16 protein-coding genes are annotated in these 16,515 nt (G+C 57.9%); 10 read left to right on the forward strand and 6 right to left on the reverse strand.

From position 1 onward, the window contains the following. Window positions 1-59: 59 nt before the first annotated feature. Window positions 60-1,655, reverse strand: coding sequence for a sulfatase-like hydrolase/transferase (locus AADW57_RS00985; RefSeq protein ID WP_341669634.1), 1,596 nt, complete (start codon window positions 1,653-1,655; stop codon window positions 60-62). A gap of 251 nt (window positions 1,656-1,906) precedes the next feature. On the opposite strand from AADW57_RS00985, the gene AADW57_RS00990 reads away from it, so the two are divergent. Further along, window positions 1,907-2,689 carry an IclR family transcriptional regulator gene (locus AADW57_RS00990; protein WP_341668205.1) on the forward strand — a complete coding sequence of 261 codons (783 nt, stop codon included), beginning with the start codon at window positions 1,907-1,909 and terminating at the stop codon, window positions 2,687-2,689. Here AADW57_RS00990 and AADW57_RS00995 read toward each other — a convergent pair. Further along, on the reverse strand, window positions 2,650-3,585 hold the full coding sequence (locus AADW57_RS00995) for a 5'-nucleotidase (RefSeq protein WP_341668206.1): 936 nt from the start codon (window positions 3,583-3,585) through the stop codon (window positions 2,650-2,652). The genes AADW57_RS00990 and AADW57_RS00995 overlap by 40 nt on opposite strands. Before the next feature lie 125 nt (window positions 3,586-3,710). Here AADW57_RS00995 and AADW57_RS01000 point away from each other — a divergent pair, with 125 nt between their 5' ends. The 3 genes from AADW57_RS01000 (at window position 3,711) to AADW57_RS01010 (ending at window position 6,712) form a co-directional block, all read left to right on the forward strand. Then, window positions 3,711-4,412, forward strand: a complete 702-nt coding sequence (locus tag AADW57_RS01000; protein ID WP_341668207.1) for a glutathione S-transferase — start codon at window positions 3,711-3,713, stop codon at window positions 4,410-4,412. Window positions 4,413-4,489: 77 nt separating this feature from the next. After that, a complete protein-coding gene (locus AADW57_RS01005) occupies window positions 4,490-5,704 on the forward strand; it encodes an MFS transporter (RefSeq protein WP_341668208.1) in 1,215 nt (404 codons plus the stop codon). 162 nt (window positions 5,705-5,866) lie between these two features. Next, window positions 5,867-6,712 (forward strand): class I SAM-dependent methyltransferase, encoded by an 846-nt coding sequence (locus AADW57_RS01010; RefSeq protein ID WP_341668209.1) that lies wholly within the window; start codon window positions 5,867-5,869, stop codon window positions 6,710-6,712. A gap of 35 nt (window positions 6,713-6,747) precedes the next feature. Here AADW57_RS01010 and AADW57_RS01015 read toward each other — a convergent pair whose 3' ends face one another. Then, window positions 6,748-7,803: a GNAT family N-acetyltransferase gene (locus AADW57_RS01015; protein WP_341668210.1), complete on the reverse strand. Its 1,056-nt coding sequence runs from the start codon at window positions 7,801-7,803 to the stop codon at window positions 6,748-6,750. A gap of 241 nt (window positions 7,804-8,044) precedes the next feature. Here AADW57_RS01015 and AADW57_RS01020 point away from each other — a divergent pair, with 241 nt between their 5' ends. Further along, a complete protein-coding gene (locus AADW57_RS01020) occupies window positions 8,045-9,022 on the forward strand; it encodes a tripartite tricarboxylate transporter substrate binding protein BugD (RefSeq protein ID WP_445819161.1) in 978 nt (325 codons plus the stop codon). A 48-nt stretch (window positions 9,023-9,070) separates the two neighbouring features. Here AADW57_RS01020 and AADW57_RS01025 read toward each other — a convergent pair whose 3' ends face one another. Both AADW57_RS01025 and AADW57_RS01030 read right to left on the reverse strand, forming a co-directional pair. Continuing rightward, the gene (locus AADW57_RS01025) at window positions 9,071-10,165 is read right to left on the reverse strand and encodes a CobW family GTP-binding protein (RefSeq protein ID WP_341668211.1); all 1,095 of its coding nucleotides are present in this window, start codon (window positions 10,163-10,165) and stop codon (window positions 9,071-9,073) included. A gap of 49 nt (window positions 10,166-10,214) precedes the next feature. Continuing rightward, window positions 10,215-11,141, reverse strand: coding sequence for a DMT family transporter (locus AADW57_RS01030; RefSeq protein WP_341668212.1), 927 nt, complete (start codon window positions 11,139-11,141; stop codon window positions 10,215-10,217). 184 nt (window positions 11,142-11,325) lie between these two features. On the opposite strand from AADW57_RS01030, the gene AADW57_RS01035 reads away from it, so the two are divergent. The 4 genes from AADW57_RS01035 (at window position 11,326) to AADW57_RS01050 (ending at window position 14,427) form a co-directional block, all read left to right on the forward strand. Then, the gene (locus AADW57_RS01035) at window positions 11,326-12,054 is read left to right on the forward strand and encodes a GntR family transcriptional regulator (protein ID WP_341668213.1); all 729 of its coding nucleotides are present in this window, start codon (window positions 11,326-11,328) and stop codon (window positions 12,052-12,054) included. Between the two features lie 32 nt (window positions 12,055-12,086). Next, a complete protein-coding gene (locus AADW57_RS01040) occupies window positions 12,087-13,052 on the forward strand; it encodes a Bug family tripartite tricarboxylate transporter substrate binding protein (RefSeq protein ID WP_341668214.1) in 966 nt (321 codons plus the stop codon). Window positions 13,053-13,069: 17 nt separating this feature from the next. Continuing rightward, window positions 13,070-13,813 carry an arylmalonate decarboxylase gene (locus AADW57_RS01045; protein WP_341668215.1) on the forward strand — a complete coding sequence of 248 codons (744 nt, stop codon included), beginning with the start codon at window positions 13,070-13,072 and terminating at the stop codon, window positions 13,811-13,813. A gap of 353 nt (window positions 13,814-14,166) precedes the next feature. Further along, window positions 14,167-14,427, forward strand: a complete 261-nt coding sequence (locus tag AADW57_RS01050; RefSeq protein WP_341668216.1) for a helix-turn-helix domain-containing protein — start codon at window positions 14,167-14,169, stop codon at window positions 14,425-14,427. 159 nt (window positions 14,428-14,586) lie between these two features. Here AADW57_RS01050 and rsuA read toward each other — a convergent pair whose 3' ends face one another. Continuing rightward, a complete protein-coding gene (gene rsuA / locus AADW57_RS01055; RefSeq protein ID WP_341668217.1) occupies window positions 14,587-15,288 on the reverse strand; it encodes a 16S rRNA pseudouridine(516) synthase RsuA in 702 nt (233 codons plus the stop codon). A gap of 447 nt (window positions 15,289-15,735) precedes the next feature. Between rsuA and AADW57_RS01060 the strand changes: the two genes are divergently transcribed. Beyond that, entirely contained in the window at window positions 15,736-16,206 is a 471-nt protein-coding gene (locus AADW57_RS01060) for a hypothetical protein (RefSeq protein ID WP_341668218.1), read from the forward strand. Window positions 16,207-16,515 lie beyond the last annotated feature (309 nt).

The following is a 16,515-nucleotide window of genomic DNA, read 5'->3' on the forward strand; positions in this document are numbered from 1 at the left end:
TCATCCACTCCTTGTGTTTTTATGGATATGCCGCGTCCCCACGGCGATTCAACAAGCCATTACCACCGGCCAATCAGAATATTCATCATGCGCTCATGCGCATTGGTTCGGTCTTCCACATCCGGCCAGCTTTCGCTGGCACGCCCCTTGAGCCCGTCCTTCCAGTCAAACAGTGCGTCCTTCATGCGACGGCGTACCGTCTCCAGACCCGGATCGGCACCCAGATCATGCAGTTCGTCCGGGTCCTGGCGCAGGTCAAACAATTGCGGCCTGTAGCCTTGCCAATGAATGTATTTGTAGTCTGCATCGCGCAGCATCAGGCCATGACACTCGTTCACACCCCGGCCCAGAAACTGCCGGGCCTCGCGATAGGCGTAATCCAGACTAGCCACAGTAAAGTCGCGCACCCAGTCGCTATCGCCATGCAGCAGCGGCAACAGCGAGCACCCCTCGATGCGATGCGGGCGAGCCGGCAGGCCTAATGCATCCAGTATGGTCGGGGTGACGTCCACGCAGTCCACAAAGGCTGCGCTGGACTGCCCCCGCGTGGTATTGGCCTGCGCGCGCGGGTCCACCACAATCAAGGGGACACGCACGGCGTTTTCGAAGAAGTATTCTTTTTCACCCAGCCAATGGTCGCCCTGCAAGTCGCCATGATCGGAGCTGAAGACAATCAGTGTGTCATCCAGCCGCCCCTGTTGCTCCAGCATTTCCAGCAAGCGGCCGATCTCATCATCGATCTGCTTGACCAGCCCCATATAGACCGGCTTGACGGTGCGCCAGACCTCGTCCTGGGCAAACGACAAGGACTCTTCGTGCTGCTGATAAGCCGCATGCACAGGATGCGTGCGCTCGCGCTCGTGCTGGGCGCGCAGCGGGGCCGTTGCGTCTTCCGGGCCAAACATATCGTTATAGGGCGCAGGTGCCTTGTACGGCCAATGCGGCTTGATGAACGACAAATGCAAAACCCAAGGCTCATCGCCTTTGTCGGCAATAAAATCCATGGCCCGCTGCGTAAAGTAGGCCGTCTCCGAATCCTGCGCCAGGACACGCGCGGCCAGCGGCGCATTACGCATATACCAACCCGAAGCTGGCTGACCCTGCGCATCCAGACTGCCGATCACGTAATCTTCCCAGGGCCGGTCGCTGTCGTAACCGCGCGCCTGCAAATACTCCCGATACTCGCTCTCTTTGCCCATCTCGAAATGGCCGTCATAGCGCTCGATGGGCGTAAACCCGCCTTGCCAGAAACGGTCCGCACCTTCGGTCTGAATCTGGAAACGGCGCGCATTGGCCCCGGCCGGGTCCGGCACATGGTGTGTCTTTCCCAGCAGCCAGCACCCCAAACCGGCCTGGGCCAGATAGTCGCCTAAATACTGCTCATCAATAGGGTGCGGCACGCGATTCCAGGTAACGCGGTGCGACAGGGGATAGCGTCCTGTGTAGTAGGACGCCCGCGAAGGGCCGCAGACAGCGGAATTGACATAGGCACGGTCAAAGCGCACCCCCATGCGCGCCAGCCTGTCGATATGCGGCGTGCGCAACACACTGCCGGGCGCATAACAGGACAGGTGATCGGCGCGCAGCTGATCACACATGATGAAAAGCACATTTCTGACGGCTTTAGGTGCCGTGTTCCATCCTGCCTCGTCCATATCCACCTCGGCGGCGGCCTGCCTGGCAGCAAGCTCGCCTGACTGCATTGTGATGATTGTCGGATGCTGCGCGCACGCTCTTAGGGCGGCGTTATGATGCTAATTATTACCGCAGTCTGAGAATTACTGCTTAATAAGTTTAATGTTTAGGTGTAAACCATTAGAGCAATAGGGTCTCTTCACCGCCACGCCTCAACAAGCCAAGCCGTGGTTAGAATAGGGCGACCATTACCCTGTTGCCCCGAGGGATCATGAACAGTCTCAGACGCATGCTGCAGATTCTCGACCTGTATGGACCGGACACGCCCGTGCTGGATGTGGACACCATAGGTCAGCGCCTGGATTACCCGCCCGCTACCATCTACCGCTATCTGAAGGAGTTATGCGCCTGCGGGCTGCTGATCCGTTCACCCGGCGGTTATGCGCCGGGGCCACGCTTTATCGAAATGGATCTGCTGATCCGCGAGTTCGATCCATTGATCACGCGCTGTCGGCCCTTGCTGCGTTCGCTGGTGGAACAGACCGGCCTGGATGTGCTGATCGGCCAGTTATACGGCGATCGCATCCTGAGCACGCACCAGGAAACCGGGCCGGACCGTTTTGACCTGATGTTCGGACGGGGCCGCACTATGGATATGTTTCGTAGCGCTACGGCTCGCGTCGTTACCGCACACCTGCCTACCCGACAATTACGCCGGCTATACGACACCCATCAGCATCTGGACTACGTGCAGCGCCTGGGCGCGCAATGGCCGCAATTTTCGGCCCATATGCAGGACATCCGGCGCGCCGGATACTGCGTCTCGCAAGAGCAGATCAACCCAGGCATTGCGGGCATTTCAGCGCCAATCTTTGACGATGCCAAACGTATTTTCGGCAGTCTGACGCTGCTAGGCAGCCTGGAGCGCTTTCATGCCCTGAACCAGACAGCATTGGCAACCCTGATCCAGCCGGCAGCGCGTGCCGTCAGCCAAGCCTTGCTGTGGGAACCGCGTCACCCAGACGTATCGTTAACGACACCAAATGGAATGTGAACCGAAGGCAAAGACTGCGCGGTAGGAATCAAGTGCGTAGTCTGGTCATCAAAGAAAATATGCGGCTGCAAGACTTCCAGCACACGTCGCTTTTCGATGCCGCCCAAAAAAAATGCCTCGTTGACCTCGATACCCCAATTGCGCATGGTGTAGATGACGCGCTCGTGCGCAGGCGCATTGCGCGCCGTGACGATAGAAATCTTCAGGCGCGGCACATAGGAAGCGTCGTCCCGGTGCCGCGCCTGTTCCAAAGATTGGATATGGGCCAGTTTCAATAAAAAGGCCTGCAAAAGACCTGGCTTGTGCGGCGTCTGCACCAGGCGGGTTTCATGCTCGAAAAAGGCCGGCAAGCCACCTTCCTGCTGGTAGACGCGCTCGGACTCATCGTCGGCGATGACTCCATCGAAATCAAACGCGACCCGGATCGGCTGATCGTCAAAGGCATCCTCGTACGCGCTGTTCAGCACGCGACCGGCCGGGTAGCCCTGCTGCACCGCCCGATGCACATCGTCTTCGTTGGCCGACAGAAACAGGCTGATGGACAAAGGCTGTATATAGCGGCTCGGATCGCCCCCCTGCAAAAACACGGCACGGCTGATGTCCAACGCATGATGACGAATGGAATTCATCACCCGCAAACCCGTATTGGGATCGTTGCGCGATAGCAGCACCACCTCTACCAATGGGTCCTGCGGCGACAAATCGTTCAACGCCAGCAAACGCTTGATAAACGAAAAAGCCACGCCCGGGCGCAAGGGCTGCTGCTCTCGCGCCAGTTGGTGCTCCCGGTACGCTGCCTCGCCCTGGTCCATAAACACCTGATGCGATTCGCTCAGATCAAACAAGGCGCTGGCGGCCAGGCCAATCACCAAACGCGTGTCCAGATCGTACGCCATTGACTTTCTCCATCATGATGCAGGACAACAGCATACCAACGGCACAGGAACTCTGACACTACCCAATCCGCGCAAAGCCCACTAAAGTGACACAGATTCCTTCTACTCTGAACCCGGACCCCTCCATGAACGCCGCAGCCGGCTATACCCTTATCCTGGCCAATCCGCATTATTCATCCTGGTCGCTGCGCCCCTGGCTACTGATGACCCAGCAAGGCATCGACTTCCAGGCGCAGTGGTTCAATTTCGGCCCTCCGTTCAGCAGTCTGGCGTTTCATACGGCAGCTCCAGCCGGCATGGTGCCCGTCCTGCATCACGATGGCGACATCATCTGGGACAGCCTGGGCATCGTAGAGTACCTGGCCGAACGTCACCCCGGCATCTGGCCCATCCAGCCCCGTGCCCGCGCCTGGGCACGCTGCGCCAGCGCAGAAATGCATTCCAACTTCTGCGCGCTGCGCACCCTGTGCCCATTCGGTGTCGCGATACGCGCACAGCCACGCCAACAAGATACGCGCCTGCAAGGCGAACTGGAGCGTCTGCAAGCGATCTGGCAGGAAGGGCTGGAACGCTTCGGGGGGCCCTTCCTGGCGGGCCCCCATTTCAGCGCGGTGGATGCCTTCTACGCCCCCATTGCCTTCCGTGTTCAGACCTACGGCCTGACCCTGAATGCGGATTCCCAAGCTTATGTGCAACGAATGCTGGCCTTACCGGCCATGCAGCAATGGCACGACATGGCCTGCCGCGACCCCTGGCGCGATCCCGACCACGATGCCGAAGTCCTGCGCGTCGCCGACATCAATCAGGATCTTCGGCCAGCATCCTAAGCCCCGGGGTGTAGAGTCAGAAACGAAAGAGTATCCTTGATGGTCTGCTTGCTTATCATCATCAAGGAATCCTTCGCATGGGCGATACGCCTGCTCGAAAACCCAATCAATGGCAGCCCTATCTATGGGTCTGTCTGGCCATGTGCGTGGGTGTCATGGGTACTGCCCTGGCCAGTCCGCTGTATCCCCTGTACCAAGCGCACTGGGATCTGAACGACAGCCACATCACCCAGTTATATGTGGCCTACATGAGCGCAGCCTTGCTGGGCTTGCTGTTTCTGGGCCGTTTAAGCGACCGCAAAGGTTTCATGCCCGTACTGCGCGCGGGCCTGATCGTCGTCACCGGCGGGGTGGCATTGTCCGCCTTTGCCTGGGACGTCTACAGCTTTCTGTTCAGCCGGATCATGATAGGTCTAGCATCGAGCATGATCGTCACCTCGGCCTCCATCGGACTGACCCAACTGAACCGCGGCGGCGACCTGCAACGCGCCGCTGCCACGACATCGCTGATGCTGGCCTTCGGCTTTGGCCTGGGGCCGGTTGTCGGTGGCCTGATCGCGCAATGGGCACCCACACCACTGCTAACAAGCTACATTCCCTCGATTTTGCTGGGCATCCTGGCCATCTACGCCCTGTTCCAGATCACGCCACCCGTCGGCAGTCAACCACTGCCCGGCAAACATACCAACTGGCGTGCCTGGCTGCCACGCATCATGATGCCGGCTAAACAGCTTCGACGCCCGTATCTGCTGGGCTGCCTATCGGCCTGCTGCGCCTTTGCCATGTTCAGCCTGTTCGCCTCGCTGGCTCCCAGCTTCATGGCGCAAATGGTGCCTTGGCACGGCCCGGCCACCAGTGGCCTGTCCATCGGTATCATTCTGTTCTTATCGTCGGGCTTTCAACTGGTGGTGCGCCGCTGGCCGGCCAGACGCAGCGTCCTGATAGGCCTGATCGCATTCGCGCTCGCCAATCTGGCCTTGCTGGCTAATCTATGGACCGCCTCGTCGCTACTGTTCGTGCTCTGCGTACTGATCACCGCATTCGGCCACGGTCTGTGCATGGTGGGCGGCATGTCCGTCGTCAACAAGGTCTCGCCCCCGCATCAACGGGCCGCCATGACCTCCACCTACCTGGTCATTGCCTACCTGGGAGCCATTTTGCCCATATTGGGTCTGGGTGCCCTGGCCGACCTTCTAGGACTGACGCAAGGACTGATGATTTACTGCGGCACCATGATGATGGCCACCCTGACATTGGCTGCCACCGTATGGCGAACCCGCCCCATTACCTGATGCACTGGCGGGCAGATCGCACTATTCACGCATATTCGAGCATGCAGAGGGTTTAATCGAACAGCACTCTCCAGCCTGTGCCTGGAGATACGGCACCATCACGGCGATCAAACCACTACGAGGTCTCCTTTTCCTGCCATTTCCTGACCATCCGAATTTTCAATGACCATCGATCTGCACGAAGCCAACCGCTTGTCCTGGAACGCCGCCACCATTGCGCACAACAGCCACAAAGGCGACCAAGCCGCTTTTTTCCGCAGCGGCGGCACCACACTGTTTCCGGAAGAACTGGATCTGCTAGGCGACATTGCAGGCAAAGAACTGCTACATCTGCAATGCAATGCAGGCCAGGACAGTCTTAGCCTGGCGCAGCGGGGAGCACGGGTCACGGGGGTCGATATCTCCGACGAAGCCATCGACTTTGCCAAACGCCTGTCGGCTGAGGCCCTTATTCCAGCGCAATTCGAGCGCGCCGACCTGTTCACCTGGTTCGAGCAGGCCCGGCAGCAGCACAGAACTTTTGATCGGGTCTTTGCCTCCTACGGCACCATTTGCTGGCTCTCCGACATCGATACCTGGGCACGAGGCATCGCCTCGGTGCTCAAACCCGGTGGCCAATTTTCCTTTATCGAATTTCATCCCTTCGCCCTGGTGTTTGACGAAGAGTGGAAGCCCCGCTACGGATACTTCAAAGACGGCCCCATCATAGAATCCGGAGTCGGCGATTATGTTGCCCAGTCCGGCGACACTCTGGCCGTCGATACCTACCACACCGGCACCGAAAACTTCACCAACCCGCACCCCTCGTATGAGTTCAGCTGGGGGATCGGAGAAGTCGTATCGGCTTTAGTACGCGCAGGTCTGACCCTGGACCGGCTGGTCGAATACCCATACATGAATGGGTGGCGTGCGTTCGAGCCTATGCGCGAACTTGATGGCGACCGGCTGGCCCCCCCTGAAACCATGCCGAACCTGCCACTGATGTACGGAATTGCCGCCCACAAATAACACGACGGCCCTTGCCCGGGCATATCCCTACGCAGTCACTGCTGCGCTTGCCGCTCCCGCTGCAGTGCCAGCAAGGCCTGGAACGACGCATCCCCCTGCAACGTCTGCAAGGCCCAGAATTCATCCAGCCACTGGGCCTGGCCCTCCCAGCCGCCGTCGATCAGCAGCCCGATGTTACGCAGGGCCCCCTCTCTGTCGCCGATCAAGGCCCGTGCGCCCGCCGCATAAAAATAGCACCACGGGATATGCCCGCCAGCCTGCTCGAAATGGTGCGCCAATTCCAGGCAACGGGCAGGCTCCAGATCACCGGCATTCTCTGCAGGCAAACGGCAGCTATATGCCGTGTACTGCTGCTGCTCAACCAGACCAATCGAACGCGCAATCGCCCGCGATCCTTTATTCGAGGTATGGCAATGCCATTCAATTTCCTGCAGACCACGACGCATACATTGTTCAACGGTTGCCCAAGCCAGGTACCGTCCAAGCCCCAAACCTCTAAATGCCGGGTCGGTAGACACGCCCACCTCGCAACGCTGCCCAACGACGCTGTCTGTTAGGCAATGGCTGACGATCTGTCCGCCGCGCACGGCGCAAAAACCAATCGCCGCGTCAAAAAACGTCTCCTCTGAGCGCCAGCTCTCGATGGATTCGTGCAAAACATCCAGATTGTCCAACGGCCGGGCCAACAGGGCGCGATCAATAGGCGCTATCTCGACCCCTGCAGGCAGCGCCGGGGGAACTGACAACGCTGCCACCGACGGCAGCCCAAAACGAACCCGCGGATGCGGTATCGCAAAAGGGTTGGACCAGATCTGCGGCAAACGCTGCCCCCAGGGTTCCTGAACGTACACATAAGCCCAGTCCGGGATCAGATCCCGGACTGCCTGCGCCGCATCGCCATCCACATGGCAGGCCACATAAAAGGTATCACCACTGGAAACAACAGCGAACTGTGGCCTGTCCTGACGGTCAACCCAAACATCTCCATCAATCGTTCCATCCAAAATCCCAGCAAGCTCAATATGGTCGGCGGCAAGTTCCGCCAAAACAGGCTGGGCCGACCCGTATTCCGGGTACTCGATATTCAGCATGCAAAGACTCCTGTACCAAGGTCGATACACCTTATCGGCCCCATCGAAAAATCGGCGTGAGGCCTGCAAACAGGTGTATTCCCCTACGCCATTTAGCCTCCGTCCTAGGGTTAGACCTGAAAAGAAACAGGCGGTAACACTGTAAAATACCGTACACACGACACAGCTTGGCAACACCCGGCCACCGGGAATACCGCCCCTGGCCACATCACCAAAAAGCAATCCTTATCAAGGAGACATCATGACTGTTGCAGTCAAGAAGCTGGTACTGGGCCTGACCACGGCTCTAGCGAGCATGGGCGTCGCGCAGGCGGCCACCTTCCCCGAGCATTCCATCAATATGGTCGTACCTTTTGCGGCCGGCGGCCCTACCGACAACGTGGCCCGCGCACTGGGTGAAGCCATGCGTCCAGCGCTTGGGCAGCCTATCGTCATCGAGAACAAAGGCGGCGCGGGCGGGTCCATCGGCACGGCACAAGTGGCGCGCGCCAAGCCGGACGGCTACAACATCCTATTGATGCACATCGGCTTTTCGACTGCTCCTTCGCTGTACAAAAAACCGGGCTATGACGCCATCAATGGCATGGCCCCTATCGGTCTGGTCGTCGATGTCCCCATGACCATCATCGCCCGCGAAGACTTCCCGCCCAACAATATCCAGGAATTGGTTCAGTACCTGAAAGAACATAAAGATTCAGTCTCGCTGGCCAATGCCGGGATCGGAGCCGCCAGCCATCTGTGCGGCACAATGCTGACCCAAGCTCTGGGCGTGGATTTGCTGACTGTGCCCTACAAAGGCACAGCACCCGCGATTGCCGATCTGATGGGCAAACAGGTTGATGTCATGTGCGACCAAACCACCAATACCACCCAGCAAATCAAATCCGGCAAGGTCAAGGTATACGCCGTCACCAGCAAGCAGCGCGTACCCACGCTGCCCGATGTGCCCACCATGCAGGAATCGGGTTTCAAAGACTTTGAAGTCGGTATCTGGCACGGTATGTGGGCCCCCAAAGGCACACCCCAGCCCGTGGTCGACACGCTGGTCAAAGCCCTGCAGGCCGGCCTGGCCAATGACGAGTTTCAGAAACGCATGGCCACGCTGGGGGCGACCGTCTTGACCCAGGATGCCAACCCCGCTGCTTTGCAAGCAAAAGTCGAACAACAAGTGCCGCAATGGGGGGCATTGTTCAAGAAAGTGGGCGTAGAGCCCCAATAACCATCCTGCCGTAAGGCCTTGGACAGGGACGCTGCGGCGTCCCTTTTTTTATCCAGCAGACCGCACAGCGGGGTCCAGCTCACCCAAGCGGTCCCAGATGCTCTGGCGGGGCAAGCCACGCGTAATCACCACCAAACGGCCTTGCCGGTCTGCCCAAGGCCATTGCGGCAAAACCTGCCACGGATAAACACGATGCTGCACAGCATGCACCACCTGCGGTTGAACACAGCCCTGCACATTCACGACCCCTTTCAGGCGCAACAATCGTTCCCCTGCCCAGTCGCCAAATGCCGCCAGCCACGACCGCAATTGCTGCTCGGACAGCGGACTGGGCAAAACCACACTTAGCGCCTGTATGTCGCGACCATGACGGCTCACGTCCAGCTCATGGTCGTGGTCGTGGTCGTGGTCGTGGTCGTGGTCGTGGTCGTGGTCGTGGTCGTGGTCGTGGTCGCCATCATGATGCTGGCCGTCAAGAGCCTGCTCAAGCCAGGCACGCCACTGCCCCTGCTGCCCACCCAAACCCAGCAGCCACGGTGCCAGCGCCTGACCCGCAGACAACACATGGCGCTGCGCCCAAGGGTTCATCTGGTCCAGACGCGCACGCACGGCCCGTTCCTGCTCGGCCGATACACAATCACGCTTACTCAGCAGCAACAGGTCCGCCACCGCCACCTGCCGACGCGCTTCATCATGCTTGTCCAACGTGCTCAAGGCATGTTCCAGATCCACTACCGTGACCAAACCGTCCAATTGATACTTGCCGGCCAACTGCGGCTCGCCCAGCAAGGTATGGATAATAGGGGCAGGGTTCGCCAAGCCAGTCGTCTCGATCAGGACGCGCTTGAACTGACGCTGACCCTGACGCGAAAACCGCCAGGTAATATCGCGCAGCGTCTGCGTCAGATCGCGCCGCATCGTGCAACACAGGCAACCATTACCCATTTCCTGAACAATGTTTTCCTGACTGTGCGCCACCAAAAAATGGTCCAGCGCCGTCTGGCCAAATTCATTAATAATGACCAGCGTATCGGCCATCGCCGCTTCCTGCAGGCAGCGATTGAGCAGCGTCGTCTTGCCACTGCCCAGAAAGCCGGTCAATACCGTGACCGGAATGGATAAAGTCGAAACAACGGAAGGCATTGAGCAATCGTCCATAAAGCACGGCCCAGCCATTATACGAAGGGCGCGGTCAACGCTGACGCGTCAACCATTGATGCAACCAGCCGTAGGTACTGACCAAGGTGATGCCGCATAAAACCAGAATCGCCCCCATCACAAAGCGGGGCTCTATGGCTTCCTGCAACAGAAATGCCCCTAACAACACGCCAAACAGCGGTGTGGCGAAAGAAAACACCCCCAGGCGTGACGCCTGATAGTGGCGCAACAACCAAAACCAGACCAAAAAACTCAGAAAAGCCACGATCACCGACTGAAACAACAAGCTGGCAGCCAGCGCCCCCGTCCAGCGCACCTGCGCCTGACCCATCAAAAAGGCAGCAGATACCAACAGCACAAAAGCACTCAGCAATTGGTACAGCAAGGCCTCGGAAGGGGGAGTCACGGACAATCGGGTGCAACGGATCACCACAGTGGTCAGGCCCCATAAGGCCCCCGCGCCCAGAGCCATCATATCGCCCAACAACATACGGCTCACGTCGTCCCCGGCCGATTCGCCAGGCCGCAGAAAGGCCACGGCAATGCCGGCGGCCGCCAAGCCTATGCCCAGCCACTGCCCCCATGCCAGCCGTTCGGCAGGCAATAACAGGTGCAAGCCCAAAGCGGCAAAAACCGGAGCGGTATACAGAAATACCACCACGTGGGCCGCCGAAGTCAGGCGCAAGCTCTCACCAACCAGCAAGTATTCGGCAGCAAACAACAGTCCGGCCAGCAAACCGGGTTTCCAGGCACCCGCAGAGATCGCCAAACGACGCGAACGCAGCAACACCATCAGGGTCACCAAAACTGCCGCCGCACCAGAACGCAACCCGATCTGCAGAACAGGGGCCATATCACCGCTTGTCGCCTTGAGCACAATCTGCTGCAGACTCCAGATCAAGCACAAGATCAACATGGCCCCCACGGCCAGCGCGTCCAAAGGCTTACGTTCGTCGTTCATGATTACCCAATAAAAAGAGGCCCGCGCAAGCAGGCAAGCTCAGTGCATTATCCGCGAAATCCAACCCATGCCACAGCATACAGGCACTGCCAGAACACCCCAGGGAAGCATCAATTGATATATCAATAACCCCTACCTAAAATATTTTCATACTTGAAAACATGGCGCGTCGCAGGAGACAGGCATGGCACTGAGCAATACCGACCGGGTCCGGGTTGAACTGGAACACCGCATCGCCAACGGCGATCTGCCCCCGGGCAGCGCCATTGACGAAGCATTGCTGTGCACCTTCTTTCGCGTCTCGCGCACGCCGGTACGGGAAGCCTTGCTGCAATTGGCGGCGACCGGCCAGGTACGCATCGCGCCGCGCGCCGGCATCTTCGTCACCCAGCACACCATTGCCGAACTGGAAGAAATGCTGGAGACATTGGCCCTGCTGGAAGGGGCATGCACGCAATTGGCGGCCTATCGCATCAGCAATGCCCAGATACGCGAACTGGGCCGACTGCAAAAACGCGGCGCGGCTGCTCTGCACAAGCAGGATCTGCCCGACTACGCCACTTACAACGCCGAGCTGCATGCCTTGGTGCATAGCATCGCCGGCAACAGCTTCATGGTGCAGCAGATCGAACACCTGCGCCGCCTGACCAACCCCTACCGGCACCGCCACCTGGATCAGGAAAACCGCATGGAACAGTCCTGGCACGAACATCAGGCGCTGACCCAGGCCTTGGCCGAACGCGATGGCCAGGCCGCCATGCAAGCGGCAGCCGGACACGTACTCTCGGGTGCCGAGTCCCTGCGCCGGGTCGCCCAGGCGCATCCCGAAAAATGGGAATTCGACAAACGCGAACGCTACAGCTGGCTGAACGCGCATCTCAACCCGCTATCGGCCTTATTCATGCGGCACTAAACACCACAACAAACCACAACAAGGAGACTTTTATGACAACACGCCGTTTCACACGGCGGGTGCTGGCTGCGCTCGCCCTGACCATTGCCCCTCTGACTCTACAGGCAGCCGAACCCTTGCGCCTGGTCGTCGGCTTTGCGCCCGGTGGCGGGGTAGATACGCTGGCACGAGTCACCGCGCAAGCGCTGGGCAAGGAGCTGAACCGCACGGTCATCGTCGAGAACAAATCCGGCGCGGGCGGCACCATTGCCGCCGACTATGTCGCCAAGGCTCAACCCGATGGCAATACCGTGCTGTTTGCCGACACCTCGCTCCTGGTCGCGCCCTACATCTATCCGGCGCTGCGCTACGATCTGCAGCGCGATTTCACCACGGCAGGCATGGTAGGGCAGTCCGACCTAGCCCTGGCCGTACCCGGCAACAGCCCGGTCAAAACAGTGGCCGAACTGGTCCAGGCCATACGCAAGGCTCCCCCACAAACCGAAACATTTGCGTCCGTGGGCGTGGGTTCATTGCACCACCTGGGCGGCGAGCTGTTCGCCCTTAAAACCCAGACCGAGCTGGTACACGTACCCTATCGCGGCGGCGCACCCGCCAGCCAGGCCCTGGCCGCCGGCGAAGTCTCCATGTCATTTGCCAGCCTGGCCTCGTCCATTGGTCTGGCCAACTCGGGGCGCATCCGCCTGTTGGCCACCTTGTCCGAACGCCGCTTTCCCGGCATGCCTGATCTGCCCGCCGTCTCCGAAACCATCCCCGGCTACAGCGTCACCCCTTCGCTGTTCTTGCTGGCCCCCAAAAACGTAGACCCGGCATTCATCCAGACTTTAAGTGCAGCACTGGAAAAAAGCATGGCCGCCAAAGACGTACAAGACGCCTTTTTGGCGCAGGGCTCGGTCGCTGGCTACCAAAGTCCACAAGCCACGCAACAATGGCTGGGCGAGGAAGCCGCCCGCTGGGCCAACGTCATCAAAGACGCCAAGCTGACTTTCAAACAATGAACCACGATCACGGAATCATGAACACACGCAACACGCCAAACGAACGCCCTCTGCTGGGCTTGATCGTCCCCCCGGCCGCCGGACTGGTGCCCCCCGAGGGCCCACAGATGTACCCACAGGTGGACTTCATCGCCCAGGGCCTGGCCCTGGCCTCGGTCGACAAAGAAGGCTATGACGGGGTCATCGACCAGGTCGTGGAAGCCGCCCGCAAACTGGCAGGGCGGGGCGCGCAAGCGATCTCGCTGATGGGCACCTCGCTCAGCTTTTATCGCGGCTCGGCCTTTAACGACAGTCTGGTCGAGCATCTGCGCCAGGCGACCGGGCTGCCTTGCACCACCATGAGTCACGCCATCTTGCGCGGCCTGCGCACCAGCGGCATTACCCGCGTGGCAGTGGCCTCGTCCTACATTGCCGATGTCAACCAGCGGCTGGTGCGTTTTCTGGCCGAAAACCAGATCGACGCCGTCTGCGACCATGGCCTGGGCGTCACCGAGGTCAGCGCCATGGCGCAGATCAGCACCCAGGAATTGGTGGACCTGTGCCTGAAAACCTGGGACATGGCACAAGGACAGGCACAAGGTCTGCTGCTATCTTGCGGCGGCCTGGTGTCGTTGGATGCCGTGCGTCGTGTCGAAGACAAGCTGGGCGTTACCGTCGTCTCCAGCTCGCCCGCCGGGTTCTGGGATCTGGTGGCCACTGCCGGCCTGGACCTGCATCCCCAGGAAGCAGGGCGTCTGGCACGCGAACGGCAGACGGTCTAAAGTCGCGTCACAATCGCTGCCCGACACTCCAGCACTCGCGCAGCAATGCCCATGCATTAAGAACAGCATGGGCATTGCTGCGTTTACAGTAGGCATAGGCAAGGAGAATCATGTTGATTCCGACACAAACAAGCCACTGCGCACTCGCCTGAATCGCACAGGCCCAAGCAATACCCAATCACACAACAAATCTTGCTGTGTAGCGCTTGCCAGTCGATCAACGTGGTTGCACTTTACAGTATCTAGTTTGTAAACTATAAATACAGCTTGTACACAGTAAAATACATACTGTATTGCGTATTTCAGATTTACAAACTAGACTATGTAAATCAAGAATACAGTCTGGAATTTGTATGGCCGATTTCACTGTGCGCACCGCGGAGCAACTTCCGCTACTGCTCCAAGCGTTTCGCAAACAAGCAGGTCTAACCCAGGCCGCTGTGGCACTACGCCTGGGTATTACCCAACAGACGCTCTCTGCCTTAGAGCGCAACGCCGACAAAGTCAGTGCTGACCGCCTCTTGGCCCTGTTAAGCATCTTGGGCGTAGAGCTGGTACTGCGTCAGACCAGCGACTCCCCCGCAGCACCACCGTCCACGGGTCCGAACTGGTAAGCCACCGCCACGAGGCCAAAGCAGCGAAACGGTACGTACAACATCGCGGCGCAACCGCTGCCCGCAATATTCTGCCCAGCAGCTATTACATACAAACAGACAACAGGACAAACATCCGAGCCATCGAATCAGGGGCCATCGGCAAGATCGGGTAGCGCGTTAACTTTGCGCCGCCAACTCTTGCACTTCAGCCGGGGTCAAATAACGTGACTCGCCTGGCTCCAGGCTATCGTCCAGAACCAGAGAACCAATGCGTTCGCGATGCAAGGTCAGAACCCGATTCCCTAAATAGGCAAACATGCGTTTGACCTGATGGTATTTCCCTTCCTGAATGGTTAACCGCGCCGTGCGCTCATCCACCCGCTCCAGCATCGCCGGCAAGGTCGGTTTGTCTTCGCCATGCAACAAGATGCCTGCTTGAAAGACGGCTTCTGCATTCGCGGGCAGGGGCTCTGCCAAGGTCGCCACATAGACCTTATCGCACTGATGGCGGGGAGAAATAATGCGATGCGTCCATTGGCCGTCATCGGTAATCAAGATCAAGCCCGTGGTATCCACATCCAGTCGACCAACAGTATGCAGACGCTCGCGCTTATCGACATCAAGCAGCATCATGACCGACGGATAAGCGCTGTTTTTAAGGCTGCATTCGTAACCGGCCGGCTTATTCAGCATGATGTAGCGCAAGCCGATCAGAGCCAAAGGCTCATCGTCCCAGCGCACGACATCACCTTCTTGCACGACGTAGGTGCCCTTATCAACAACCTCTCCATTGACCGTGATTTCGCCACTCTTAAGCACTTTACGTGCCTCGGTACGACTCAGGTCAGTGCTTTCACCAAGAAACTTGTCCAGACGCATTCTATTTCCACACAAAGAATTGTTTAAGTAATTTTCTACTTTTTTCAGCCGTATCTATTTTTCCAATACATGAACCCAAGCCAGGACAAAAAGAAAAAGTAGTGAACTGCCCACGCCGCAATAAGCACATCCCCCACCCACGTCCCAACGCGTTCAAACGCCCCAGGACGACGATCGATCAAACACTGGATCTGTGCAGACGCCCAACTGCAATGGCACAGAAATGGTGATACAAAAAAATCGGCATTTAGAACCGGGGGATAAATAAAAATCCCAGACCGCCCAAATTAAAAAACCAACAAACCAAACATTCTTTTTGTTCAAAAACCATGATTTAATGCCAAACAAACAAAAAGAAACAAAAACAATTATTCAAGAAAAATCACTACTGGCCGCTGCATCTACTTATTCTGTCTTTCCATCAACATCACTATTTAAACGCTTATTATGGGAATTATTGGCCTTCTCGGGGGCATCATCGTGCTGGGCTGCTTCAGCATCATGTCCAAAACAAGCCGTATCGTTCTTGGCCTGCTGCTCGCAGGCAGTCTTTACTACTGGTATTCAATCTCAGCCGTTTTTCAAGGTGGCAATGGTCCCAGTATGAGCGAACTGCAGATCGCCATGATGCTATTAAGCGCCAATATCGGAGGCCTTATACTGGCTGCCATTCTTGGCGCATTTCAAAGAAGCAGTACCAGCGAACTTCATTATGCCCAACGCAGAAAAGCACTTTTTCTGGTGTTAGCAAAATGGGGAGGCATTTATGTGCTCTACAATTTCATCGGCAGCAAACTGATTGATCTGGTGATGGGCGAGGAGGACGTCGGTTGGATTTCCATGCGCATCTGGGGACAGTACGGATTCATTCTTTTAGTAGCCCTATGGTTCTTCCATAAGAAGAAAAAGAAAGTGTAAAAATCAAAAAGGGTGGCATATTGCCACCCTTTAATCTGGATTGACGAACGCAAAATCTCGTGTTGGTTTCCACATAACTTGGCTAAGGGACTCATTGACCCACAAGCATTTTACCCAGTGTGTGCGAAAAATAGTTGGACAGTATGTACGGATAACTTGGCCACCCCTTTCCCAGAACTCGAGCAAAGACACCGTGCCTGGCATCCACAGATGCATGGGACATAAAAAAGCCCTCGCCTAGAGCGAGGGCCTTATGTGCCAAGAGCAGCGTTTACGCAAAAGCCTAGTCCGGAGATAACTCTCGTCCTA

The sequence above is a fragment of the Alcaligenes sp. SDU_A2 genome (assembly GCF_038237375.1).
Taxonomy (GTDB): Bacteria; Pseudomonadota; Gammaproteobacteria; order Burkholderiales; family Burkholderiaceae_B; genus Alcaligenes.